The sequence below is a fragment of the Kribbella caucasensis genome, from assembly GCF_004361855.1.
GTDB classification, from domain to species: Bacteria; Actinomycetota; Actinomycetes; order Propionibacteriales; family Kribbellaceae; genus Kribbella; species Kribbella caucasensis.
Genome location: NZ_SNWQ01000001.1, coordinates 637,868 through 661,005 on the forward strand (window position 1 = coordinate 637,868; position 23,138 = coordinate 661,005).

Annotated in this window: 23 protein-coding genes; 9 read left to right on the top strand and 14 right to left on the bottom strand. The window is 68.8% G+C overall.

Features of this window, described 5'->3' with window-relative positions:
- Positions 1-42: 42 nt before the first annotated feature.
- Positions 43-1,380, top strand: a complete 1,338-nt coding sequence (locus EV643_RS03070; RefSeq protein ID WP_133798371.1) for an MFS transporter — start codon at positions 43-45, stop codon at positions 1,378-1,380.
- On the opposite strand, the gene EV643_RS03075 is transcribed toward EV643_RS03070, so the two are convergent.
- Genes EV643_RS03075 through EV643_RS03090 form a run of 4 tightly spaced genes read right to left on the bottom strand, consistent with a single transcriptional unit; the run spans position 1,288 to position 5,718 of the window.
- Positions 1,288-2,694 (bottom strand): ABC transporter permease, encoded by a 1,407-nt coding sequence (locus EV643_RS03075; RefSeq protein WP_238165316.1) that lies wholly within the window; start codon positions 2,692-2,694, stop codon positions 1,288-1,290. The genes EV643_RS03070 and EV643_RS03075 overlap by 93 nt on opposite strands.
- Positions 2,688-3,380, bottom strand: a complete 693-nt coding sequence (locus tag EV643_RS03080) for an ABC transporter ATP-binding protein (protein ID WP_133798372.1) — start codon at positions 3,378-3,380, stop codon at positions 2,688-2,690. The genes EV643_RS03075 and EV643_RS03080 overlap by 7 nt, the downstream gene beginning before the upstream one ends.
- Positions 3,377-4,675: a peptidoglycan-binding protein gene (locus EV643_RS03085; protein WP_133798373.1), complete on the bottom strand. Its 1,299-nt coding sequence runs from the start codon at positions 4,673-4,675 to the stop codon at positions 3,377-3,379. The genes EV643_RS03080 and EV643_RS03085 overlap by 4 nt, the downstream gene beginning before the upstream one ends.
- The gene (locus EV643_RS03090; RefSeq protein ID WP_133798374.1) at positions 4,672-5,718 is read right to left on the bottom strand and encodes a hypothetical protein; all 1,047 of its coding nucleotides are present in this window, start codon (positions 5,716-5,718) and stop codon (positions 4,672-4,674) included. The genes EV643_RS03085 and EV643_RS03090 overlap by 4 nt, the downstream gene beginning before the upstream one ends.
- Positions 5,719-5,829: 111 nt before the next feature.
- Here EV643_RS03090 and EV643_RS03095 point away from each other — a divergent pair, with 111 nt between their 5' ends.
- Genes EV643_RS03095 through EV643_RS03110 form a run of 4 tightly spaced genes read left to right on the top strand, consistent with a single transcriptional unit; the run spans position 5,830 to position 9,575 of the window.
- Positions 5,830-6,528 carry a response regulator transcription factor gene (locus EV643_RS03095; RefSeq protein ID WP_133798375.1) on the top strand — a complete coding sequence of 233 codons (699 nt, stop codon included), beginning with the start codon at positions 5,830-5,832 and terminating at the stop codon, positions 6,526-6,528.
- On the top strand, positions 6,518-8,398 hold the full coding sequence (locus EV643_RS03100) for a sensor histidine kinase (protein ID WP_133798376.1): 1,881 nt from the start codon (positions 6,518-6,520) through the stop codon (positions 8,396-8,398). Before EV643_RS03095 ends, EV643_RS03100 begins: the two co-directional genes overlap by 11 nt.
- 9 nt (positions 8,399-8,407) lie before the next feature.
- Complete coding sequence (locus tag EV643_RS03105; RefSeq protein ID WP_238165317.1) at positions 8,408-8,827, top strand: MmcQ/YjbR family DNA-binding protein; 420 nt, start codon at positions 8,408-8,410, stop codon at positions 8,825-8,827.
- A gap of 52 nt (positions 8,828-8,879) precedes the next feature.
- Complete coding sequence (locus tag EV643_RS03110) at positions 8,880-9,575, top strand: hypothetical protein (protein ID WP_133798377.1); 696 nt, start codon at positions 8,880-8,882, stop codon at positions 9,573-9,575.
- A 67-nt stretch (positions 9,576-9,642) separates the two neighbouring features.
- Here EV643_RS03110 and EV643_RS03115 read toward each other — a convergent pair whose 3' ends face one another.
- Complete coding sequence (locus EV643_RS03115) at positions 9,643-10,041, bottom strand: MarR family winged helix-turn-helix transcriptional regulator (RefSeq protein ID WP_133798378.1); 399 nt, start codon at positions 10,039-10,041, stop codon at positions 9,643-9,645.
- Between EV643_RS03115 and EV643_RS03120 the strand changes: the two genes are divergently transcribed.
- Complete coding sequence (locus tag EV643_RS03120) at positions 10,021-10,224, top strand: hypothetical protein (protein WP_202869358.1); 204 nt, start codon at positions 10,021-10,023, stop codon at positions 10,222-10,224. The genes EV643_RS03115 and EV643_RS03120 overlap by 21 nt on opposite strands.
- A 4-nt stretch (positions 10,225-10,228) precedes the next feature.
- Here EV643_RS03120 and EV643_RS03125 read toward each other — a convergent pair whose 3' ends face one another.
- From EV643_RS03125 to EV643_RS03150, 6 genes are read right to left on the bottom strand one after another with little or no spacing between them, the layout of a single operon-like run.
- The gene (locus EV643_RS03125; protein ID WP_133798380.1) at positions 10,229-11,173 is read right to left on the bottom strand and encodes an LLM class F420-dependent oxidoreductase; all 945 of its coding nucleotides are present in this window, start codon (positions 11,171-11,173) and stop codon (positions 10,229-10,231) included.
- Positions 11,173-11,928 carry an SDR family oxidoreductase gene (locus EV643_RS03130; RefSeq protein ID WP_133798381.1) on the bottom strand — a complete coding sequence of 252 codons (756 nt, stop codon included), beginning with the start codon at positions 11,926-11,928 and terminating at the stop codon, positions 11,173-11,175. The genes EV643_RS03125 and EV643_RS03130 overlap by 1 nt, the downstream gene beginning before the upstream one ends.
- A gap of 8 nt (positions 11,929-11,936) precedes the next feature.
- Complete coding sequence (locus EV643_RS03135) at positions 11,937-12,617, bottom strand: histidine phosphatase family protein (protein WP_133798382.1); 681 nt, start codon at positions 12,615-12,617, stop codon at positions 11,937-11,939.
- A 33-nt stretch (positions 12,618-12,650) separates the two neighbouring features.
- Positions 12,651-13,739, bottom strand: coding sequence for a phosphotransferase family protein (locus EV643_RS03140; protein WP_238165318.1), 1,089 nt, complete (start codon positions 13,737-13,739; stop codon positions 12,651-12,653).
- Positions 13,736-14,650, bottom strand: coding sequence for an SDR family NAD(P)-dependent oxidoreductase (locus EV643_RS03145; RefSeq protein WP_133798383.1), 915 nt, complete (start codon positions 14,648-14,650; stop codon positions 13,736-13,738). Before EV643_RS03145 ends, EV643_RS03140 begins: the two co-directional genes overlap by 4 nt.
- Before the next feature lie 23 nt (positions 14,651-14,673).
- Positions 14,674-15,894, bottom strand: coding sequence for an acyl-CoA dehydrogenase family protein (locus tag EV643_RS03150; RefSeq protein ID WP_133798384.1), 1,221 nt, complete (start codon positions 15,892-15,894; stop codon positions 14,674-14,676).
- An 88-nt stretch (positions 15,895-15,982) separates the two neighbouring features.
- Between EV643_RS03150 and EV643_RS03155 the strand changes: the two genes are divergently transcribed.
- Positions 15,983-16,714 (top strand): TetR/AcrR family transcriptional regulator, encoded by a 732-nt coding sequence (locus EV643_RS03155; protein ID WP_238165319.1) that lies wholly within the window; start codon positions 15,983-15,985, stop codon positions 16,712-16,714.
- Here the strand turns inward: EV643_RS03155 and EV643_RS03160 are convergent.
- The gene (locus EV643_RS03160) at positions 16,602-17,612 is read right to left on the bottom strand and encodes a LacI family DNA-binding transcriptional regulator (protein WP_133798386.1); all 1,011 of its coding nucleotides are present in this window, start codon (positions 17,610-17,612) and stop codon (positions 16,602-16,604) included. The genes EV643_RS03155 and EV643_RS03160 overlap by 113 nt on opposite strands.
- A gap of 126 nt (positions 17,613-17,738) precedes the next feature.
- Between EV643_RS03160 and EV643_RS03165 the strand changes: the two genes are divergently transcribed.
- Complete coding sequence (locus EV643_RS03165) at positions 17,739-19,664, top strand: glycoside hydrolase family 30 beta sandwich domain-containing protein (RefSeq protein ID WP_133798387.1); 1,926 nt, start codon at positions 17,739-17,741, stop codon at positions 19,662-19,664.
- On the opposite strand, the gene EV643_RS03170 is transcribed toward EV643_RS03165, so the two are convergent.
- Entirely contained in the window at positions 19,655-20,917 is a 1,263-nt protein-coding gene (locus EV643_RS03170) for an amidase (RefSeq protein WP_133798388.1), read from the bottom strand. The genes EV643_RS03165 and EV643_RS03170 overlap by 10 nt on opposite strands.
- Positions 20,918-20,924: 7 nt before the next feature.
- A complete protein-coding gene (locus EV643_RS03175) occupies positions 20,925-22,481 on the bottom strand; it encodes an alkaline phosphatase D family protein (RefSeq protein WP_133798389.1) in 1,557 nt (518 codons plus the stop codon).
- A 145-nt stretch (positions 22,482-22,626) separates the two neighbouring features.
- Here EV643_RS03175 and EV643_RS03180 point away from each other — a divergent pair, with 145 nt between their 5' ends.
- Positions 22,627-23,094 (top strand): GNAT family N-acetyltransferase, encoded by a 468-nt coding sequence (locus tag EV643_RS03180; RefSeq protein WP_133798390.1) that lies wholly within the window; start codon positions 22,627-22,629, stop codon positions 23,092-23,094.
- Positions 23,095-23,138 lie beyond the last annotated feature (44 nt).

Sequence of the window (23,138 nt, forward strand, 5' to 3'; positions counted from 1 at the left end):
CGGTGAAGCGGCGCGTTCTGCTTGGGGGGCTACAGTGCAGGCGTGCAGTTCAACCGGGATCTGGGCAGGCTGCTGAAGCGGGGTGACTTCCGGCGGCTGTTCGCTGTTCGGCTCACCTCGCAGTTCGGCGACGGCGTGTTCCAGGTCGCGCTCGCGTCGTACGTGCTGTTCTCGCCGGAGCGGGCGCCCGACGCCGCGGCGATCGCGGGGCTGTTCGCGGTCGCGCTGCTGCCGTATTCGGTGCTCGGCCCGTTCACCGGCGTACTGCTGGACCGGTGGTCGCGCCGCCAGATCCTGTTCGCCGCGAACGTCACCCGGGCCGCCTTGGTCCTGATCGTCGGCGCAGTCGTTGCTGTCGGCAACGCGGGGATCCCGTTCTACCTGATGGTCCTGCTCACGCTCGGGGTGAACCGCTTCCTGCTCTCCGGCCTGTCCGCGAGCCTGCCGCATGTGGTGGATACGGACGAGCTGGTGATGGCCAACGCGGTCACGCCGACCTCGGGCACAGCGCTGTTCCTCATCGGCGGCGGTGTCGGTGCCGGCGTGAAGCTGATCGTCGAGTCCGACCTGGCGGTCCTCGGGCTCACGTCCGCCATCTACCTGACCGCGGCGCTCCTGGCGTTGCGGCTGGCGCGGAACCAGCTCGGTCCCGACCTGAACGGTGACGAACCGGGCGTGCTGGAGGCGCTCGGCAGTATCGCGACCGGTCTGGTCGACGGCGGCCGGCATCTGCGGCAGCGACCGCAACCCGCCCTCGGTCTGGCCGCGATCGGCTCGCTCCGGTTCCTCTTCGGCCTGGTCACGGTCGCGATGATCCTGCTCTACCGCAACGAGTTCTACGGACCGGACCAGCTGGACCAAGCCTTCGGCGCGCTCGCCCTGGCGACCGGAGCGGTCGGCGCCGGGCTGTTCCTCGCCGCGCTGGTCACCCCGTGGGCCACCCGGGTGCTGACGCTGCGCCGCTGGATCACTGTGCTGTTCGTGGCGGCCGCGGTGGTGACGGCGATGCCGGGCGGGCTCTACACCCAGCCGGCCCTCCTGGTCGCGGGTTTCCTCACCGGGTTCTGCGCGCAGGGCGTGAAGATCAGCGTCGACACCCTCGTGCAGACCGGCGTCGACGACGTCTATCGCGGCCGGGTGTTCTCGCTCTACGACATGATCTTCAATGTCGGGCAGGTCTCGGCCGCCGCGCTCGGCGCCGTGATCCTGCCCGACAACGGGAAGTCCTACCCGGTACTGGTCTTCATCGTGTTCGGCTTCCTGGTGACCGCCTTGATCTATGCGCGGCTAAGTTCCCCGGAGCGCGGTGATCGGCTCGATGGCGGAGGCTTTCCAGGCTGGGTAGGTACCGGCGATCAGCCCGATCAGCGCGCCCAGTAGCGGCGAGCCGATCGCGAGCCGGTTGTCGAGGATCGGGGTCCAGTCCCGGCCCCAGGAGACCCCGATGGTGAGCAGTACCCCGACCGCCGTACCGAGCAGCCCGCCGAGGAAGCCGACGATCACGCTCTCGACCAGGAACTGCACGGCCACGTGTCTTCGGGCCGCGCCGAGGGCCCGGCGCAGGCCGATCTCGGAGATGCGTTCCAGCACCGAGAGCAGCGTGACGTTGGCGATCCCGAGACCGCCCACGAGCAACGCGACCGCGCCCAGCAACAAGAACAACGCATTCAGGTCGGACTCCACCCCGCGCCGTACACCGCCCTGGACCGGCGGGGCGTCGACCTTGATCGCGCTCGGGTTGTTCGGCTCGATCGCGACCGGCGCCTGACCGGCGATCAGCTGCGCCGCGCCGACCTGAGTACGGATCTCGACCGCATCCGGGGACTCCAGGTCGAACTCCGTCTTGGCGGCGCCGTTCGGCATGATCACGCCGTCGAGCAGCTCGGCCCGGCCACTGACAGCGTCGAGGATGCCGACCACCGTGTACGCCTGGTCGCCGATGAACACGGCCGGCTGCGAGTCCACCCGGTTGATCCCGAGCTTCTCCGCCGCGTGCTTGCCGAGGACAACGACCCGGTCGCCCCGCCGGTCGTGCCCGGCGTCGAAGAACCGCCCGGTCTTCAGGCTCGCCCGGACCGCGTCGAACAGCCCGGCCGATCCCGCGAGCACCGGCAGCGCGTACCCGGTCTTCTGCCCGTCGAGGCCCTCCACGCTGCGCACCATGTCGTCGCCGATGTCGAGCGCGCTCACCGTCCCAGCGGCGTCGACCCCGTTCAGCCGGGCGAGCCGGTCCGGCGCGTCCCACGGCAACTGCGTGGCAGCCTCGCCTTCCTGACCACCTTTGTCCTCCGGCTGTACTACGACCCGGGTGGCCGCGGCCAGGTCGAACCGCTGGGTGATCTGCCCCGCGGCCGTCTGCCCGAGTCCGAGGGTCCCGACCAGCGCGGCGATCCCGAGCACGGTCCCCAAGGTGGTGAGGATCAGCCTGGTAGGCCGGGCCGCGACCCCCGCGAGCGCCTCGTCGAGCAGGTCCCGTACGGCGGGCCCGCGTCTCAGCCGTACCGCGGATCCCCGCCTCAACCCGGGACCACGGGTCAGTCGCCCGCGCCGGGACGGACGCCCGACCCGTAGTACCAGCTCCGCGAGCCCGAGCCGCAGCCGGGCGAGCAGCCGACGGCGAGCGGGTGGGGACGTGGACGGGGAAGTGGACGGCCCGCCGGCGGGATCCGGGAGGCCGGTCTGTGGGTTCACCATTGGAGGGTCCCGTCGACGATCCGCACCTGGCGCTGGGCTCGGCGGCTGACTTGGTCGTCGTGAGTGATGACGGCCAGCGTCATGCCCTCGGCGTGCAGTTCGTCGAACACTTCGAGGATCGCCTCCGCGTTGACGGTGTCGAGGTTGCCGGTCGGCTCGTCGGCGAGGAGCAGGCTCGGCTCGGCGACCAGGGCACGGGCGATCGCGACGCGTTGGCGTTCACCGCCCGACAATGTGGTCGGCGCGAACTCCATCCGGTGTGCGAGGCCCACTCGTTCGAGTGCCACTCGCGCCCGGGCGAGGCGTTCCTTCCGCGGCACCCCGACGTACACCATCGAGAGCGCGACGTTCTCCAGCACGGTCCGGTGGTCGAGCAGGTGGAACGACTGGAAGACGAACCCGATCCGCTCACCACGCAGTACCGCACGCCGTCGCTCGCGCAGGTTCGACGTGTCGACTCCGTCGAGGCGGTAGACGCCCCCGGTCGGGTTGTCGAGCAGGCCGAGCAGATGCAGAAGAGTGGACTTGCCCGAGCCGGACGGGCCCACGATCGACAGGTACTCGCCCTGCCCGATGACCAGGTCCACCTCTCGGATCGCCTGGACCTCGGGCGGACCGGGGAAGAACCGGCGAACGCCGATCATCTCCACCACCGGAGCCGGCAGCGCCACTGCCGTCGCGGTCATCGCCCGACCACCACTTGATCGCCCTCGGCCAGCTTGGCGTCGCCGGTCGGGGTCACCTGAGCGAACCCGTCGGCGGACAGCCCGACCTTGACCGGAACCAGCTCGACCTTGCCTTCCCGCAGTACCTCGACGCGAGAAGAGCCGTCGGATCCGGCCGAAATCGCGGCGACCGGCACGGCCAGCACCTTGCCGTTCGTGCTCTGCACCGGGATGGTCACCTTGACGTTCGCCTCGCGGAGCCGCTCCAACTGGGCCGCGGTCAGCGACTTGGGTGCGACGACCACGTCGTACTGGTCCGCGTTCCGGGTGATCCGGCGGACCGTCGCCTGCACGATGGTGCCGTCGCCGAGGTCGAAGCTGGCCGGCATCCCGACCTTGAGCCGCTCCTTGGTCTGCGCGTCCACCTTCAGCGTGACGACCAGGGAGGCGCCGCTGACCGACATGACGACGCCGTTCACGGTGCCGCCGCGCTCGACCTTCACGTCGTCCACCCGGCGCGGCAGCGTCTTGACGAAGACCACCTCGGACACCGGCAGCGGCGTACCGGCCTTGAATTCGGCCTCGGCCAGCGCGGTCTCGGCGTCGTTCAGGTTCTCCTCCGCGTCGTCGACCTGGCCTTGCTCAACGGAGAAGTCCGTCTTACCGGGCTGCTTCTTGGCCTGCTTCAGCGCCGCCTCCGCCTGGCGCAGCGCGTTCTTCGCCTGGTCGACGGTCTTCTCGGCCTGGTCGACCGCCTGGGTGAGCTGCTCTTCGGGCTCCGGCGCTTCGTATCCCGCCGCCTCGTAGAGCTCCTCGATCGCCCGCGCGGTCCCACCGTCGTACTTCGAGTCCACCGTCCCCGGGTCGAACCCGAGCCGGTCGAGCGTCTGCTCCAGTTGCAGCACGTCCGGGCCGCGGCTACCCGGGCTGAGCGTGCGGTACATCGGCAGCACCCCGGCCAGACCGATGACCGGCCGCCCGGTGATCTCCAGCAGCGCCTTGCCCTCGTGGATCGTGGACCCGACCGCCGGAACCTTGCCGGTCACCACGGCCGGAGTACGCAGCCCGCTCGTCTCCACCCGGACGTTCACCGCGCCGTCGAACGACGTGTCGCCGCGGCCCACCACCTTGCTGGACAGCGCCTTCTTCTCCACCGGCACCGTGATCTGGGAAGCGCTAGGCGCTGCCGTCTTCGCAGCCGCGTCCTCGGGCGACTGGATCCGGCTGCCGGCGGCGACGCCGACCCCGAGGGAGAGCGTCGCCACCGCCGAGACACCGACCAGGACCCGCCGACGCGACTTGGGCGACGCGGTCACCGCTCCGCCATCGTGTCGCGGTACTGCTCGAGCTGAGCCTTGTTCTGCTCGACGAACTCCTTCTCCAGCTCGTACTGCACCTGCTTGTACGGCGCGTCGTAGACCTTCGCCATACACGCCTGGTCCGCCTTGGCCAGCTCGATCTCGAACTTCCGCAGCTCAGCCAGCTTCTGCGAGTCGACCTTGTCGAACGACGGCGGCCCGGACACGGTGGCCTTGCCCTGGTTCGGCCCGCTGGTGGTCCCGGTCAGCTCGTCCAGCTTCTGGTGCACCTTGGTCCGCGTCTCCTCCGGCTTCTTGTAGCCTGAGTGCCCGGAGTCGGCGAGGCAGTCGGACCAGGCCGTGGTCGCGGCGACCACCCGCTGGTCGGACTCGATCCGCTTGCGCAGCGCCTCGATGTCCTTGAACAGCGACTCGAACTTGTTGAAGTCGGCCATCCGGTCCTCGCCCTTGCCGTACACCTCCTCGGCGGACTTGCCCCGGCAGCCGGTGTTCATCTGCTTGTTCGTGCTCTTGCCGTCTTTCGGGGCGACCACAACGTTGCCGTCGCCCATGTCCCCGTTCAGCGCCTTGTCGTACGCCTTCTTCGCGGCGGCCGAGAGAGCGTTGCGGATCTTGGTGTTCGGGTTGCTGTCGTCCTCGTCCGGTTTCGACCAGTCGATCGTGCTGATGCCGTAGCCGTACTGCGCGGCGAACTTGTCCGGCGGCAGGTTGAAGGCTTCGTTGAACTTCGACTTCGGGTCCGACTCCGGCGGCACCGCGACGTACTCGAACCCGGCCGACTTCATACAGGCCGCGGTCGCTTCCTCGACCTTGCGCTGCTTGGCCAGCTCCTCCTCGGTCGAGCCCTGTCCGCCGCCGGCCCGGATGGCGACCCGCATTCCGCCGCCCGGACCGCTCGAGAAGCCCTCGCCCATGTACTCCGAGAGCGGGCTCTTGTCCTGGTTCTCGCTCGGTGGCGCCGCTCCCGGGTCGTTCGTGCTCCCGCATCCGGCCAACGCGAGCACCGCGACCAGAGCGACGGCTTTCGATGAGGTTTTCATGGTCGTGAGCCTGGCCGCGACGCTGTGAAGAACCTGTGAAGGACCGATCAGCACCCGATGCTCTCAGCCGATCTTCATCGAAATCTCATGAAGATCGGTCACTGTGAGGGAATGCCAGCCCGGATTCTCGTTGCCGAAGACGACCGGAAGCAGGCGGAGCTGATCCGGCGGTATCTCGAGCGAGAGGGCCATCTGACGGTCGTCGTGTACGACGGCCGGGCCGCCATCGACGAGGCCCGCCGGCGCAGCCCGGACCTGCTGGTGCTCGACGTGATGATGCCGAAGGTCGACGGCCTGGACGTCTGCCGGGTACTACGCGCCGATGGCGACGTGCCGATCATCATGCTGACCGCGCGCTCCACCGAGGACGACCTGCTGCTCGGCCTCGATCTGGGCGCCGACGACTACCTGACCAAGCCGTACAACCCGCGCGAACTCGTCGCCCGGGTCCGGACCGTACTGCGTCGCACCCAGAGCCGGTCCGAGGGCGAGGTGTACCGGGTCGGGGAACTGGAGATCGACCCGGTCCGGCACGAGGTCCGGCTGGCCGGCCGGCTGGTCGAGGTGACGCCGGCCGAGTTCAAGATCCTCGCCTGCCTGGCCGCGTCCCCGGGCCGTGCCTTCACCCGGCAGCAGTTGCTCGAACACGCCTTCGGCTTCGACCACTACGTGTTCGACCGGACGATCGACGTCCATGTGATGAACCTGCGCAAGAAGATCGAGCCGGCGCCCACCTCCCCGGCGTACCTGAAGACCGTGTACGGCGTGGGGTACAAGCTGGCCGACAAGGTGGTGTCCGATGCGTCATAGCGTCCTGGTCCGGTTCCTCGGGCTGTCCCTGGCCGTCGCTCTCGGGGCGGTGATCGCGACCGCGGTGATCGCCACCTACAGCACGTCGGAGAAGCTGCAGGGCGAGATCGCCACGAATCTCTCCCAGCTCGAGGTCGACGGCGAGATCTACTCTCGGCTGACCAAGTACGCCGAAGACAACACCGGCTGGTCCGGGGTCGACCAGATGGTCCGCGAACTGGCCGACCAGACCGGCCGGCGGATCGCGCTGACCAAGCCAGACGGCACGGTGATCGCGGACTCGGCGCGGATGCTCGGCGCCAGCCCCGAGCTCCCTTCGGTGCCAGCGGCAACCATCGACGCCGCCAGTCAAGGCAACGGGATGTTCAAGGCGGCGGCCGGTGGAGCGATGACCACCACGCGGCTGCGGACCGAGAAGGCGCTGGTCGGATCGGTGATGATCGGATCGGCCTCGGCCACGCCGTTCTGGGGACTCACCGACGAGGAGCGCCGGCAGCGCGAAGACCTCGCGAAGCAAGCGGTCGCGTGCTATCGGGCGGCGGGCCGCCAGGTCACGGTGACCAGCACCACCGAAGGGCCTCGGCTGGTCTTCGAGGCGGTCACGACGATGGACGGCGCCACGGTGACCGAGATCCAGAAGGCGAACGAGAAGGTCGACGACCCGTGCATGCCGCCCGGCCTCTATGCGCCGAGCGCCAAGGCCCGGACGGTGAACCAGGACGAGATCCGCCGCGCCACCGCATGCCTGCAGAAGGCCGGCGAACCGTACGAGCTCACGTCGATCCAGGCCGACGGATTGCAGTCCGTGACGCCGAAGAACCCCGAGGGCAAGGTCGTCTCACCCGCCTTCGTCGAGTGCACGTCCGCCGCCCGCACCGAGGCCCTCAAGCCGTACGTCGCTCCCGAGGCGCGCCTCTATCTCGGCTCCAGGTCGACCTTCAACGTGTTCTCCGCCGAGGGCATGCTCCGTACCGCGGCCACCGCGCTCGGCGTACTCCTGATCGCGGCGCTGGTGATGGTGTTCGCGGGTCGCCGCCTGGTTCGTCCGATCCTCGCGCTCACCGGCGCGGCGCAGCGGATGACGAACGGGGATCACGCGGCCCGGGTCCCGGTCGCCGGGCGGGACGAGGTGGCCCGGCTCGGGCACGCCTTCAACGCGATGGCCGAATCGATCCAGCGGCACGACTTCCAGCGCAAGGCGATGGTCAGCGACGTCGCCCACGAGTTGCGGACTCCACTCGCCAACATCAAGGGCTACCTGGTCGCGTCCGAGGACGGCGTGGTCCCGCTCGACCGGGAACTAGTCACCTCGCTGCTGGAGGAGACCGCGCTGCTCGAACACCTGGTCGCGGATCTCCAGGACCTCGCGCTCGCCGACGCCGGCATGCTCCGGCTGCACCCCGCGCTCCGCGACCTGAGCGAGCTCGCCACCCAAGTCGTCGCGGCGCACAGCCCCACCGCCGACGCGGCCGGGGTCACGCTGAGGGCCGAGGTCAACGGTCCCGCGCCGGCGATCGTCGACAACGCCCGAATCCGCCAGGCCCTCGGCAACCTGGTCTCGAACGCGATCCGCTTCACCCCGTCCGGCGGCCGGGTCGTCGTCGGCATCCGCCGCGTCGGCAACGGCTACAACCTCACTGTCACCGACAACGGCACCGGCATCGCCGCCGAACACCTCCCGCACCTCTTCGACCGCTTCTACCGCGTCGAACACTCCCGATCCCGAACCACCGGCGGCAGCGGCCTGGGCCTAGCCATCACCAAACACCTTGTCGAAGCCCACGACGGCACCATCACGGTCACCAGCCAGCCATCCCACGGCTCCACCTTCACCATCCACCTCCCCAGCCAGCCCTCAAGGCCGTCCTAGACTGCGGCTGTGGCGCGGAGCCGGAAAGCGCGGGTTGCCGACGTGCACGAGGTCGCGTCGGGGATGCCACATGTCACGGTCGTACAGGGTGGTGGGGAGAACCCGGTCTACCAGGTCGGCGGCAAGTCGTTCGTCTTCTTCCGGACGCCGCGAGCCGATGCCTTCGATCCGGAGACCGGCGAACGCTACGACGACGTGATCGTCTTCTGGGTACCCGCCGAAGAAGACAAGCTCGCCCTGGTCTCGGACGAGAGCAACCCGTTCTTCACCACTCCACACTTCGACGGCCACCTGTCGGTCCTGGTCCGCGCCAGCCGCCTCGGCGAACTCACCGTGCGGGAACTGACCGAGGTGATCCAGGACGCCTGGCTCTCCCGCGCTTCCAACCGCCGCGCCACCACCTGGCTCCAGGAACACCGCCTCTCCTGATCAGGAATCCATCGCGGGGCAGAGTGAGCCTCGCGCTGCGACACTGAGAGCTGTGAGCTACCCACCGCCCGGCCCGCAGGATCCCCGGCCGCAGGATCAGAACTCCGGCTGGCAGTCTCAGCCGTACCAGCCCCAGGGCTATCAGCCGGGCAACTACCCTCCGGGTGGGCGGGCCGCGCCGCCCTATGGTCAGCCGCCCAGGAAGAACAGAGCGGGCCTGATCATCATCCTGCTGCTCGTCGTCCTGCTCGCCGCGCTGGGAGTCGGAGGCGTGATCGCCTTCGGCCTCGTCGCAGGCGACGGCGAAGCATCCCCGGACCCCGGCCCGGCCACCTCGGGCGCGCCCCCGGCCAGTACTCCGACGCCGAAGAAGTCGATCCCGGCTCCGCAGCCGACGAGAACGGTCAAACCTCCGACGACCAAGCCGCCCGTCACCCAGCCGGCAAAGCCGGCGGCCAGCCCGGCCGAGCTCGCCAGGCGCTTCGTCGCCCAGCTCAACGCGAACAATCCCGCTGCCGCGACCGCCCTCGGCTGTGCGGGCACGAAACAGTTCCTTCCGGCGATCATCGAGCAGTGGATCGCACCGCCCACCAAACTCGTCGTCGGTGACCCGATCGGTCAGCAGTCGGCCTTCCTCGTCCCCCTCTCGGGTACTACCAAGGGCGCAGCCGTCAGCGGCATGGTCGTCGTCCGGAAGATCGGCAACGACCCACTCTGCGTGCAGGTCTTCCAGGTCACGCCACGCTGATCAGGTCTCGCTCCCGCTCGATGCCAAGGGCAAGGAAGAGCGTGGCACCGCGGCCCGCGCTCCTTGTTCAACCGTTGGCGAGGCGGCCGAGGATGCTGATCAGCGATCGCCGCTCGGCAGCGGTCAGCTCACTGAGCAGATCGTCTTCCATCGCGCGGATGCCGGCCTGGGCGGCGGCGTGCCGGGCCCGGCCCGTGGGCGTCAACTGGACCCGACGGTTCCGGCGATCCGCCGGGTCCGGCTCCCGGACGATCAGCCCGTCCCGCTCGAGCTCGTCGAGCAGCGCGATCAGGCGTGACTTGTCGTACCCGATCGCGGTGGCGAGAGCCAGCTGGTTGACCGCCGGCAGGCCCTGCCCCGCTGGGCTCCGGGGGTCGCCCGGGCCGTCCGCGTGGACGGCGACGACTGGATCCTCGAGAACGATCAGGGGGAAACCCGCGTCACCGTGCGCACCTCGCCAGACCACGGCACCGTCGACCTGCTGACCGCCGAGAACCAGGGAGCGTTCACCCGGGTCCTGCCGAACGGCGCAGGCAGCGAGTACCAGTTCACCTTGCTGTTCCCCGCAGACGTGCCCGACGACGCGGTCGCGCAGCAGATGACCATCGTCGAAGCGGAACTGGAGGCCGTCCGCGCACTCTGCGAGTGAGGTTTCAGGGGGCGAGAGCCCGGGCTGTTTCCAAGAGGTCAGTGCCAGTCGGAAGGGTGGCTATGATCGGGGTGTCCAGCCCGTTCTCCACGTACTGGTTGATCTGGGCGCGACAGTCGGCGGCCGTTCCGTGGACGATCAGGTCGTCGATCACCTCGACCGGCACCGCAGCCATTGCCGCGTTGCGGTCGCCTGCCGCCCAGGCATCGCGCATCGCCTTCATTGCCTCACCGCGGCCCAGCCAGTCGTGGAAGGCGGCGTAGCCGGGGACGGTCAGGTACGTGGCGATCAGGAAGCGGCCGATGTTGCGGGCCATCTCGGTGTCCTCGGTGACGCAGACGAAGATCCGGGCGGCCAGTTCCTTCTCGTCGCCGAGTTCAGCGCGGACCTGGCGGACGTCTTCGGCGGACAGCCAGTTCGTGATCGCGCCGTCGGCCTCGCGGGCGGCGAGACGGAGCATCTGTGGGCGGAGCGCGGCGAGCATGATCGACGGCGCGATCTCTGGCGCCTTCTCCAGCCGGAACCGCCGAATGGTGAAGCTGTCGAACTCGCCGTCCACCTTCTCCCCCGCGAACGCCTGCCGGAGGAACCGCAGTACGTCGCGGGTCCGGGCCAGCGGCGGGTCGTACGCGATCCCGTTCCACCCGGTCACGATGGTCTCCGACGACGCCCCGATCCCGAGCACGAACCGGCCGGGCGCGAGGTCGGCCAACGTCGCCGCACTCATCGCGAGCGCGGCCGGCCCACGCGTGTGCACCGGTACGACGGCCGTCCCCAACCGGAGCCGGTCGTCCCACTCGGAGGCCAGCACCAACGGCGTGAACGCGTCCGCGCCCGCCACCTCGGCCGACCAAAGATCGGTGTACCCCAGCGACGCGAGCTCCGCGACCAGGTGCCGGTGGTCCCGCAGCGGAACCCCGGTCAGCGGAACAGTCAGGCCCCAGCGCATCAGATCATCCTCCTCAGCAACGGCAACGGCGCCAGCCGCATCACCCGCGCGAGCGGCGCCCACGGCCAACCGGGAACATACGCCTTCGCCTTCTCGGCCTCGATCGCCGCCACCATCGCGCGTACGCCGACCTCGGTGTCGACCACGAACGGCGTGTTCGCGACGTGCTCGTTCAGCTCGGATCGGATGTACCCGGGGAAGATCGCGCTGACCTTGATCGGCTTGCCGAGCAGTTCGAGCTGTAGCCCTTCCGCCAGCGTGCCGACAGCAGCCTTCGTGGCGGCGTACGTCGTGACCGCTTTCGGCAGTCCACGGACCGCGGCGACCGAGGAGATGAAGACCAGATGCCCGGCGTTGCGGGCCCGGAACAGCTCCATCGCGGCCTCGGCCTGGGCCAGGGCGGCGATGAAGTTCGTCTCCGCGGTCTCCAGGTTCGCGTCGAACCGGCCGGTGCCGAGCGGGGTCCCCTTGCCGATGCCCGCGTTCACGATGATCCGGTGGAGACCGCCCTCGAGCTCGGCATCGGCGGCCCGGAACACCTCGAACACCTGCTCGTGGTCGGTCACGTCGAGCCGGTACGTGACGACCGTCGTACCGGACAGCCCCTCCTGCCCGGTCAGCTCCGTCTGCAGAGCCTTCAGCCGGTCCTCGCGCCGGGCGGTCAGCACGAGATTGTGGCCCTTGGCAGCGAACTGCCGGGCCATCTCCGCGCCGAGGCCGGAACTCGCCCCGGTGATCAGGATGTTGCGTCGCATCGGTCGCCCTATCGGTAGGTGAGCAGGTCGGTGCCGTCGAGATGCCCGTGGTCGTTGTAGCCGACCGCCGTCAGCCCGCTCCGGCCCACGGTGAACTTGGTGATCGCCGTGTTGATCGTGACGGGGTTGAGCGTGAGCCACAGCTCGTCGCCGCCGGACCACGATCGGCTGACCGCGGCCGCGATCGGACCACCCGAGGTGAACACCACGGCGGTCTCCCCTTTGCCCAGCCGATCCGCAGTACGCCGAACCGCGGCCTCCGCGCGACCACAGAAGTCGGCGAAGGTCTCGGTGTATCCGTCGCCACCCTGAGTCCATCGCTCCGTCGCCTCCGCGAACATCGCCTGGAAAGCGCGCCCCGGATGCCCCGTCCGGCCCAGATCCGCGAGCAACACCGCCCGATTCTGGTACGCCGGGTTGAGGGCCACGATGACCTCGTCGTGATCGAACTCGTTGAACCCTTCGTCGATGATCACGTCGTGGGTCAGCCCGGCGGCCTTCAGCGCGATCGCAGCGGTTTGCGCATGCCGCCGCATCGCCCCGGCGACCACCACGGTCGGCCTGATCCCGCGGGCGACCAGGGCTTCGCCGAGCCGGACCGACTGCCGCTCGCCGAGGTCCGAGAGCTGGTCGTAGTCGCGCTTGCCGAACGACGCCTGCGCGTGCCGGACCAGGTAGATCGTGCCCATCCGAAATCCCTTCGCCCGAATCCTTGGCCCGTCTCAGCGGCCGATGATCCGGCGGCAGCGCCGCTCGAGCAGGTTGACCGGCAGCCAGAGGTTCTTGAACCGCGGGTTCCTGGTCTGCTTGTGGTGGTAGCGGTAGTAGATCTGTTGCGCGATCACCGCGAGCCGGAACAGCCCGAACACCTCGTAGAACGCCCAGTTCGCCGGCTCGAGCCCAGACTTCTCCGTGTAGTACCGGACCAGTTCGTCGCGGCTGACCATGCCAGGAACGTCGGACGGCTGCAGCCGGAACTGCCGGAACGCCCAGTCGTCGTCCGCCTGGACCCAGTACGCGAGAGCGCCGCCGAGATCCATCAACGGGTCGCCGATGGTCGCCAGCTCCCAGTCGAGGACGCCGACCACCTTCAGCGGGTCATCCGGCGCGAGCACGACGTTGTCCAGCCGGAAGTCGTTGTGGATCACGCAACTGCCGACATCGTCCGGGCGGTTCGCCGCCAGCCAGGCCATCACCTTCTCGTAGCTGGGCACGTTCCACGTCTTGACCTTGCGGTACCGCTCGGACCAACCGGTCACCTGCCGCTCGACGTACCCCGGACCGCGGCCGAGATCCGCGAGGCCGGCCGCCTCCGGATCGACCTGATGCAGCGCGATCAACGTGTCGATCAGGGTGAAGCACAGCTGCCGGGTCTGCTCCGGCGTGAGGTCGACGCCGAGCTCGGAGGTGCGCGGGATCGTCCCCGGGATCCGGTCCATCACGTAGAAGTCGGAGCCGAGCACACCCGCATCGGTGCAGTGGGCAACCATCGTCGGCACGTACGGGAAGACAGGGGCGAGCGCGGCCTGGATCCGGTACTCGCGGCCCATGTCGTGCGCGCTCTTCGCCTTCGTCCCGACCGGCGGGCGGCGCAGAATCAGATCGCGATCGGTGTACCGCAGCAGATAGGTCAGATTCGAAGCCCCACCGGAGAACTGCCTGACCTCAGGCATTCCCTCCGGCAACGCGGTGTGCTCCCGCAGCCAGGAATCAACCGCCGGCACGTCGAAGGCATCCTCTTCCCGGACCGCCCGCGCGCCTTCAACCACTGCCGTCGGCGCGTCACCATCGCTCGCTGCCAATGCACTCACTGCTCTCCGGCCGACGGCACCTGAGCCACCTCGCCCGTGCCCTGGTCGGTATCGCCGCCCTGCCGCTCCCGGCCCGACTGCACGTGCTGCTCCTGGGCCGGCTGGGCCTGTTGTTCTCGGGCCGATTGCACCTGCGCATCCGCCTTGTCGCGCGCCCGCTCGGCGATCTTGCGCATCTGCCGGTCGTACAGCGGCCGGGCGAACCGCTTCGTCCGCCAGGCCAGCAGCGCCGGCCGATCCGGGATGATCAGGAACTGCTTCTTCTTCACCCCCGCGATCACCCCCGCCGCGATCTCGTCGGCCGTCCGCGGTGACTTCTCGATCAACTGGCGAGCGGTCGCGCCCATCGCGGCGTCATCGCCCTGGATCGAGTCCCCCAGGTTGGTCCGGAAGAACGACGGGCAGACCACCGACACACTCACGCCGTACGGGCTCAGCTCGTGCGACAGGGTCTCGGAGAGCGCGACGACGCCGGCCTTGACGGTGTTGTACGAACTCATCATCGGCGGATGCACGAGCCCGGCCGCCGACGCCGTGTTCACGATCTGTCCGGACCGCTGCCGCTTGAACACTGGGGTGAACGCACGGCACCCGCGCACCACACCCATCAGGTTGATGTCGACCACGCGATCCCACTCGTCCAGCGACTCGACGTCGATCCGCCCACCGGTGGCGATACCCGCGTTGTTCACCAGGATGTCGAGGCCGCCCCAGGTCTCCTCACACCACGCGACCGCCGCCGCCCAGTCGTCCGCGCTCCGCACGTTCAGCCGCAAGTACTGCCCTCCGTCGGGTGCGGACGCGTCGGCATGCACGTCGGTGCTGAGCACTTGGTGGCCTTCAGCAACGAACTGACGGACCAGGGCCAACCCGAGTCCGCTGGCCCCGCCGGTGACGAGAACCCTGCTCACTGCGCCTCCTCCCGCCCACTCCGCTACTGATACTTCGCCAGCTCCACCTTCGCGATGACTCCACGGTGCACCTCGTCGGGCCCGTCCGCCAGCCTCAACGCCCGCGCACTCGTCCACGCCCCGGCCAGCGGGAAGTCGTCGGACAGGCCACCGCCGCCGTGCAACTGGATCGCCATGTCGATCACGTCCTGCGCCATCCGCGGCACCGCCACCTTGATCTGGCTCACCTCGCTCAGCGCACCCGCAAGCCCTTTGGTGTCGAGCAACCAAGCCGTTTGCAGCACCAGCAACCGAGCCTGGTTGATCGCGATCCGCACATCGGCGATCCGCTCCCGGTTGCCGCCCAGGTTGACCAGCTGCTTACCGAACGCGGTCCGGCTGGTGCCCCGCTTCAGCGCCAACTCAAGCGACTTCTCGGCGAGTCCGATCAGCCGCATGCAGTGATGGACCCGGCCCGGACCGAGCCGGCCCTGCGCGATCCCGAAGGCACGTCCGAGGCCGACCAACACATTCGATGCCGGCACCCGGACCTCGGTGAACGACACCTCCCCGTGGCCGTACGGCTCGTCGTACCGCCCCATCGCGGGGAGCAGCCGCTCGACCTTGACGCCCGGGGTGCCCCGCGGAACCAACACCATCGTGTGGCGGGCATACCGATGAGCGTCCGGGTCGGTCAGGCCCATGAAGATGAGCAGTTCGCAGTCGGGGTGGCCGACGCCGGTGCTCCACCACTTCCGGCCGTTGAGGACGATCTCGTCGCCGTCGGGGATCGCGGTCGCGGCCATGTTGGTGGCATCGGACGAGGCGACGTCGGGCTCGGTCATGCAGAACGCGGACCGGATCGCGCCGTCGAGAAGTGGTTCCAGCCAGCGCTTCTTCTGCTCGGGTGTGCCGTAGCGGAGCAGGACCTCCATGTTGCCGGTGTCGGGCGCGTTGCAGTTGAACACATACGGCGCGACGAAGGACCGGCCGGTGAGCTCGGCGATCGGGGCGTAGTCCAGATTGGCGAGGCCCTCGCCGTACACCTCGTTGCCCGGCTCGGCGGGCGGCAGGAAGAGATTCCACAGGCCCTGCTTGCGGGCTTTTGCCTGCAACTCCTTGAACGCCGGCAACGGCTGCCACGGATCGTCGGCCGCGCGATGGGCAGCGTGCAGCTCACCCTCGACCGGCTCGATCTCGGTCCGGATGAACTCGTCCACCCGGTCGATCAGCTCCTGCGCCCTCGCGGACGGTTCGAATCCCATCAGCAGCTCCTCACCCTTCGGCTGCTGTTGACCGTAGCGCACTTTCTAAGCAATGCTCAATAGCGTGGATGCCGCAGATGCAGAACCAGTGGCCGCTCCAAGCACGTCCGGCGGCAAGCGGCAGCGACTGACGGCGGCCGATCGACGCAAGCAGTTGGTCGGGATCGGGCTGATGATGTTGCGGACCCAGCCGATCCACGAGCTGTCCATCGACGCCGTGGCGGCCGAGGCCGGGATCTCCCGCGGCCTGTTGTTCCACTACTTCCCGACCAAGCGCGACTTCTATGTCGCCGTGATGAGCGCGGCCGGCCGGCGCCTGCTGCGCGTGACCGAGCCGGATCCATCCCTCGCGCCACCCGACCAGCTCCGGCAGATGCTGCTGTCCTTCGTCGCCTTCGTGACCCGGCGACGTGACTCGTACATCTCGTTCGTCCGAGGCGCGGCAGGCGGCGACGTCTACGTCGTCGAGGTGTACGCCGAGACCCGGGCCGGCCTCACCACCCGCGTGCTCACCCTCCTCGGCGAGGAGCCACACGCCGGCAACCCCGCCTCGCCCGAGCGGATGACCGCACACGCCTGGCTCGCGTACGTCGAGGACCTCGCGATCGAGTGGTCGGGACTCCCCGAGTCCGAGCGCCCCTGCTCGGCCGAGGACCTCGTCAACCAGTCGCTCGCGGCCCTGGACGCCCTGCGGAACCTCACGCCTGCTACCCGCTCGGGGCAGCCCGCCCGGTGGACCCGCGGACGACCAGTTCGGTCGCGAGTTCCACGTGCAACGCCTCCACCTCGTGCCGATCAAGCAGGCGAATCAGCAGGCTGACCGCCATCCGTCCCATCTCCTGCAGCGGCTGGCGAACCGTGGTCAACTGCGGCGAAGTCGACCGACTCACATCGATGTCGTCGAACCCGGTCACCGACAAGTCGTCCGGCACACTCAACCCACGCTCAGCCGCTGCCCGCAACGCACCCACCGCCGCCTTGTCGTTGAACGCCACCAACACGGTCGGCCGATCGGGCAACGCCAGCAACTCGCCAGCCGCGAGGTAACCCTGCTCGGTGGTCGGCTCGACGTGCCGGACCAGCTCGGCCGTCGGCAGGAACCCGGCATCGGCGAGCGCAGCGGCGTGACCGCTGAGCCGGGCATCCGCGGCGAGCCACTCGCGAGGTCCGGCGATGACGCCGATCCGGCGGTGCCCGAGCTCCACCAGATGAGCCGTGACTTGGCGGGCGCCGGAGAAGTGCGCGGCGGAGACGGACGGGATGTCGCGCGGCAGCGTCGTCCGCGGATCGACCACCACGAAGGGGAATCGCCGACCGCGAAGCCGGATCAGGTCATCGCCCGGCTCGGGTGGAAGAATCAGGATCGCCCCAGCCAGGCCACTCTCCAAGGCCAAGCGCGCCAGCACGGGTTGATGCGCGGCGGCCTCGCCGGCGTTGAGGATGAGCCGCCGCCCGTGCCGGTCGAGCGTCTCCGCGATCGAGGAGACGATCAGGCCGAAGTAGTCGGTCAGCACATACGGGCAGCGCACGTACACCGCACCGGCCACCGGCCTCGCACCGCCGCGGAGTCCTGGTGTGCCAAGACGCCCGACGGCTTGCTCGACCAGTTCGCGGGTCTGTGGTGCCACGTTGCTCGCCTGGTTGAGGACACGGGAGACGGTCGCGATGGAGACGCCCGTTTCCGCCGCGATGTCCCGGACCGTGACTCGCCTAGGCATTTGTTACACCGATTTGTTTCATCATCACACCTTAGTTCAAGCCTTGACACCAGACCAGACCGGTTGTTTCGTGTGCTCTGAAGTGCCGCTCGTTGTTCCACTTGTTACATCGTGAGGAGCGCAGGTATGAGAACTCAGGCGCTGGGCGCGTCGGTCGCGGTTTCCGCTCTGGTGATGACCGGGCTGCTGCCCGCCGCAGAAGCCGTCCAACCGGCCGACCGGGAGTCCGCAGTACAGGCTCGGGTCTGGGTGACGACCCCCGATCGGGCCGAGCTGTTGCACGAGCGGACGCCGGTCGCGTTCGCCAAGGGGTCGAGCCCGTTGACGACGATCACGGTCGACCCCGCTACGAAGTACCAGACGATGGACGGCTTCGGCGCCTCCATCACGGACTCGGCGGCGAACGTGCTCTACCGGTTGTCGCCGGCCGTGCGGGATCAGACGATGCGGTCGCTGTTCGATCCACGGCAGGGAATCGGCGTGAGCTTCCTCCGCCAGCCGGTCGGCTCGTCCGACTTCACCGCCGAGGCCGAGCACTACACGTACGACGATGTGCCGGCCGGGCAGACCGATTTCGGGCTCAAGCACTTCAGCATCGCGCACGACCAGGGGCAGGTGCTTCCTCTGCTCCGCCGGGCGAAACAGCTCAACCCGGCGCTGAAGGTGCTGGCGACGCCGTGGAGCCCACCCGCCTGGATGAAGACCGGCGATTCCCTCGTCGGTGGTCGGCTCAAGGACGATCCGGCCGTGTACAACGCCTACGCGCGCTACCTAGTGAAGTTCGTGCAGGCGTACACCGCGGCCGGCGTACCGGTCGACTTCCTCACGATCCAGAACGAGCCGCAGAACCGCAAACCCAGCGGCTATCCCGGGATGGATCTGCCCGTCCGTCAGGCGGCCGCCGTGATCGAGCAACTCGGCCCGATGCTGCGAGCGGCCAGCCCGCGCACGAAGATCCTCGGTTACGACCACAACTGGACCACGCATCCCGGCGACATCGCTAGCACCCCGCCGGGCGAGGACCCGGAGACCGACTACCCGTACAAGTTGTTGCGGACCCGTGCCGCCAAGTGGATCGCGGGGACGGCGTACCACTGCTACTCCGGCGACGCGTCGGCGCAGACCGCCTTGCGGCAGGCGTTCCCGGAGAAGGGGATCTGGTTCACCGAGTGCTCCGGATCGCACGGGCCGAACGACACGCCTCCGCAGATCTTCCGCGGCACCCTCACCTGGCACGCGCGCAACCTGATGCTTGGGACCACCCGGAACTGGGCCAAGTCGGTGGTCAACTGGAACATCGCGCTCGACTCCGCAGGCGGCCCGCACAACGGCGGCTGCGACACGTGCACCGGGTTGGTCACCCTGCACCCGGACGGCACGGTCAGCAACGACGCGGAGTACTACACGATCGGTCACCTCTCGAAGTTCGTGAAGACGGGCGCGGTGCGGATCGGCAGTACGTCGTACGGGACGACCGGCTGGAACGGGCAACTGATGTCGGCCGCGTTCCGCAACCCCGACGGCTCGACCGCGTTGCTGGTCCACAACGAGAACGACGACCCTCGCTCGTTCGCGGTCGCGATCGGCGGCCGGTCGTTCGAGTACACGCTGCCCGGTGGATCGATCGCGACCTTCGTCTGGTCGAGTGACCTCCGTTCCGAGTTCACGCCCATCTCGCTGGCCAACGCCCGGGCCACCGCCTCGACCGCAGCCGACCTCGCGTCCCGCGCAATCGACGCCGATGGCTCGACGGTGTGGACGACCCAGGCAGCCCAGGTCCCGGGGCAGTACTTCCAGGTGGATCTGGGCACCGCTCGCTGGTTCCGTCGCATCGCCCTCGACAGCGGTGGCAACCAAGGGGATTACGCGGCCTCGTGGCAGCTCGCCTACAGCAACGACGGCATCACCTGGCGCCCGCTAGCCACAGGCACTTCCAACGGCCAACTCACCAACATCGACGTCACCCCGACTCGCGCCCGCTACCTCCGCATCACCTCGACCGCCACCAGCGACCACTGGTGGACCCTGGCCGACCTCCGCCTCTACAGCTGATCCTCGATCCAAGCGGCGGTGGTCGCGGCGCGATCGTTGTCGAGGGCAATGACCTGCAGGCCTATCGGCAACCCGGTAGTGGGAAGGGGGACGGTGATGGCGGGATGGCCGGTCAGGTTGGCCAGGCGGGTGTTCGTCAGGAGCTGAGCTCGTACTGCGCGAGCGCCGGTCGGCGTGGTCACCGCATCGATCGGTGGCGCCGTGGTGAGGACGGTCGGGGTCAGCACGGCGTCGACATCGTGGAGGAGGTTCGCCATCTTCAGGGTGTACGCGGCGGCCTTCGCGCGGGCCAGGTCGTACCGCGAGACCGGGATTTCGGCGGCCTCGCGGAGGCGTTCCTGGACGTCCGGCTGGTAGAGCTCGGTTGAGCGGCCGGCGTGGTTGGCGGCTGCTTCCGGTCCTTGGAGGTCGGCCGCTGTCCGGAAGGTGTCGGCCCAGTCGGGCAGTTGCACCAGCCTTGTGGTCGCCCCGGCCTTCTCCAGGTGCGCGATCGCGGCGGACCAGGCGGCGCCGACCTCCGCGGTGTGGTTCAGGTATTCCTCGTTCGTGACCACGCCGAGCCGCGGAGGCGTCGTACGGGGTGGTGCTGGTGTAGCGCCAGTGAGCGCTGCGAGTGCGTAGGCGGCGTCGGCGACCGTGGTGGTGAGGACGCCCACGTGGTCGAGTTCCTGGGCGAGTGGGAAGACACCGTCGGTGGGCAGCGTGGCGTAAGCGGGCTTGAAGCCGACCACTCCACACAGAGCCGCGGGGATGCGTACCGAGCCCGCCGTGTCCGTGCCGATCGCCAGGGGGACGACTCCGGCCGCGACCGCTGCGGCGGCGCCCGAACTGGACCCTCCGGTCATCCGGGTCGGGTCGTGTGGGTTGTGACACGGGCCGACCCGGTTCGACGTACCGGTGCAGCCGTAGGCGAATTCGTGCGTGTGGCTCAGTCCGATCAAGATCGCGCCCGACGCCCGCAGTACAGACACAATCCCGGCATCGCGGCGACCGATCTCGTCCATCGCGTTCGAGCCGCAGCGGAACGGCCAGCCCTCGACCTCGACGATCTCCTTCACCAGGACCGGCACGCCGGCGAGCGGACCGGACCGCGGGTGATCCTTCGCCGCCGCACGCGCACCGTCGGCGTCGAGATGGACCACGGCGTTCAGGTCGGCGGTCTCACCGGCCCGCCGCAACGCGTGCTCAACCAGCTCAACCGGATCCAGCTCACCCGCCCGGACTCCCGCGGCGATCTCCTGCAGCGACTGCACCCGCCCATCACAGCACGTCGATGGTCGAACTTCCCCTGGTTGTGCGGACCTGGTAGCTGGTGGACACCCCGGCATCGGCGTGCAACTTGTCGACGGCCCGGTACGACAGCTTGGCCTCGTCCCGGGTGACCTCCAGTACGCCGTACCCGTGCTGCCGCATGTCGGTCAGCTTCAGGTGCGGGTTGTACTGCAACCGCGTCTGCTCCTCCGCCTTCGACCCGGCCTCACCCTTGAGGTCACCGGTGTTCGTGGACGACACCGACGGTACGACGAACTCGACGCCCGCACGCCGGGTCCCACCCGGGTTGCCGGGACTCCCCGGCGCGAACCCGGTGTCCCAGAGCTCGCCGGAGAACGTGTCGTGGTCGTCGCCGGTGACCACTACCAGGTCGGAGACCCGTTCGGCCGCGAGCGAGAGGAGTTCGGTCCGCTCGGCGCCGTAGCCGTCCCAGGTGTCCATGAAGGCGCGCTCGCCGGCGGCACCGGTGACCATGCCCATCATCATGTTCGGGTTCGCGAGCACCTTCCATTGGGCGCCGGACGACCGCAGGCCCTGTTCGAGCCAGGTCTTCTGCGCCGGGCCGAGCATGCTCCGACCAGGAGTGTCGGCCGCCTCGCAGATGATGCTGCCACCGTCGTCGCAGGGCTGGTCGTCCTTGTACTGACGGTTGTCGATGGCAAACAACTCGACAGTCCGGCCGAGCCGCAGGGACCGGTATGTGCGGGTCATGTCACCGGCGTACCGCGGTACCGGCATCCGCTCGAACCAGGTGTGCCAGGCCGCGCTCTTCTTCTCCTGGAAGAACGCCTCCGGCAGGGTCCAGTTGTCCTTGCTGTAGTTGTTGCGGAACTCGTGGTCGTCCCACAACGGCAGGAACGCGTGCTGCGCGTGCATCGCCCGCAGGTCCGCGTCCGAGCGGTAGTACGTGTACTTCGCCCGCATGGTCGGCAGGATCTGTGGACAGAGGTTCAAGTCGATACCGCGGACTCCGGGCACGGTCGCCTCGTACACGTAGTCGCCGAGGCAGACGACCAGGTCGAGGTCCTCGGCGGCCAGGTGCCGGTGGGTCGCGTAGTACCCCTCGGTGAACCCCTGGCAGGTGAAGAACCCGATTCGCACCGGCTGGTTCGAATCGGCCGGGCGCAGGGTCTGGAACCGGCCGACCGGGGACACCTTGTCCTTGCCGCGGAACTGGTAGAAGTACTCCTCCCCCGGGGCCAGACCGGTCGCCTGGAAGTGGACGCAACCGTCCCACTGCTTCTGCGCGATCACCGTCTCGACGATCGCCGGCTGGGACAGGTCGCGCTGCCGGGACACGACGATCGCCAGCTCGGCGTCTCCCTCGAACAACCCGCGCGGGACTCTCGTCCACAACGTCGCGCCGTCGGTCCGGGGGACGCCGGCCATGATCCCCTCGGGGAACGTGGCGCCCGTGACGAGCGTGGCCGACGAGTCCGCCGCGGTCCGTAGTACGGGCGAACCCCAGGCCTGCGCGGGTGCCGCGGTGGCGGCGCCCAACGCGGTGAGCCCGCCGATCAGAGTCCTGCGCTTGAGCTGAGCCATGGCAGAAATACTGAGCGGTAATGATGAACCGCGGAAGAGCTCAGCGCGACGAATCGGTGGCGCAGCGTCGACCTCACTGCTCTTCCGGAGCCCAGAGAGGAATGTGAAACAGGAGCGTCATGCCAAGTTGCTACCGTCCGACCACATGATCGAAGGGGCGGAACTCATCGAAGGAGCAGTACTACGACCGGCCGAGGGCTCTGATCCCGCCGTCCAGGCGCTCACCAATGCCCAGCAGGCCGAACTCGCCGCGATGTACGGCGAGGACCAACCGCTGGTCGGCCTGCATCCCGGTATCGCCTTCACCCTGCTCCTGATCGAGGACGCCCCGGTCGGCTGCATCGGCCTGCAACCGGTCGCCCCCGGCGTCGGCGAGATCAAACGCCTGTACGTCGACCCCGCCTTCCGGGGCTGGGGCCTGTCCCGGCTACTCCTCACCCATCTGGAGTCCCAGGCGCGCGCCCAGGGCCTGACCACCCTCCGCCTGGAAACCGGCACCGAACAACACGCCGCCCTCGCCCTCTACACCCGCCACGGCTACACCCCCATCCCCGCCTATCCCCCCTTCGAAAACGAACCCGCCTCCCGCTGCTTCACCAAGTCCCTCGGCTAGCAACTGCAGTTTGTATAAACACACTTATAAGAAATTTGCTTATA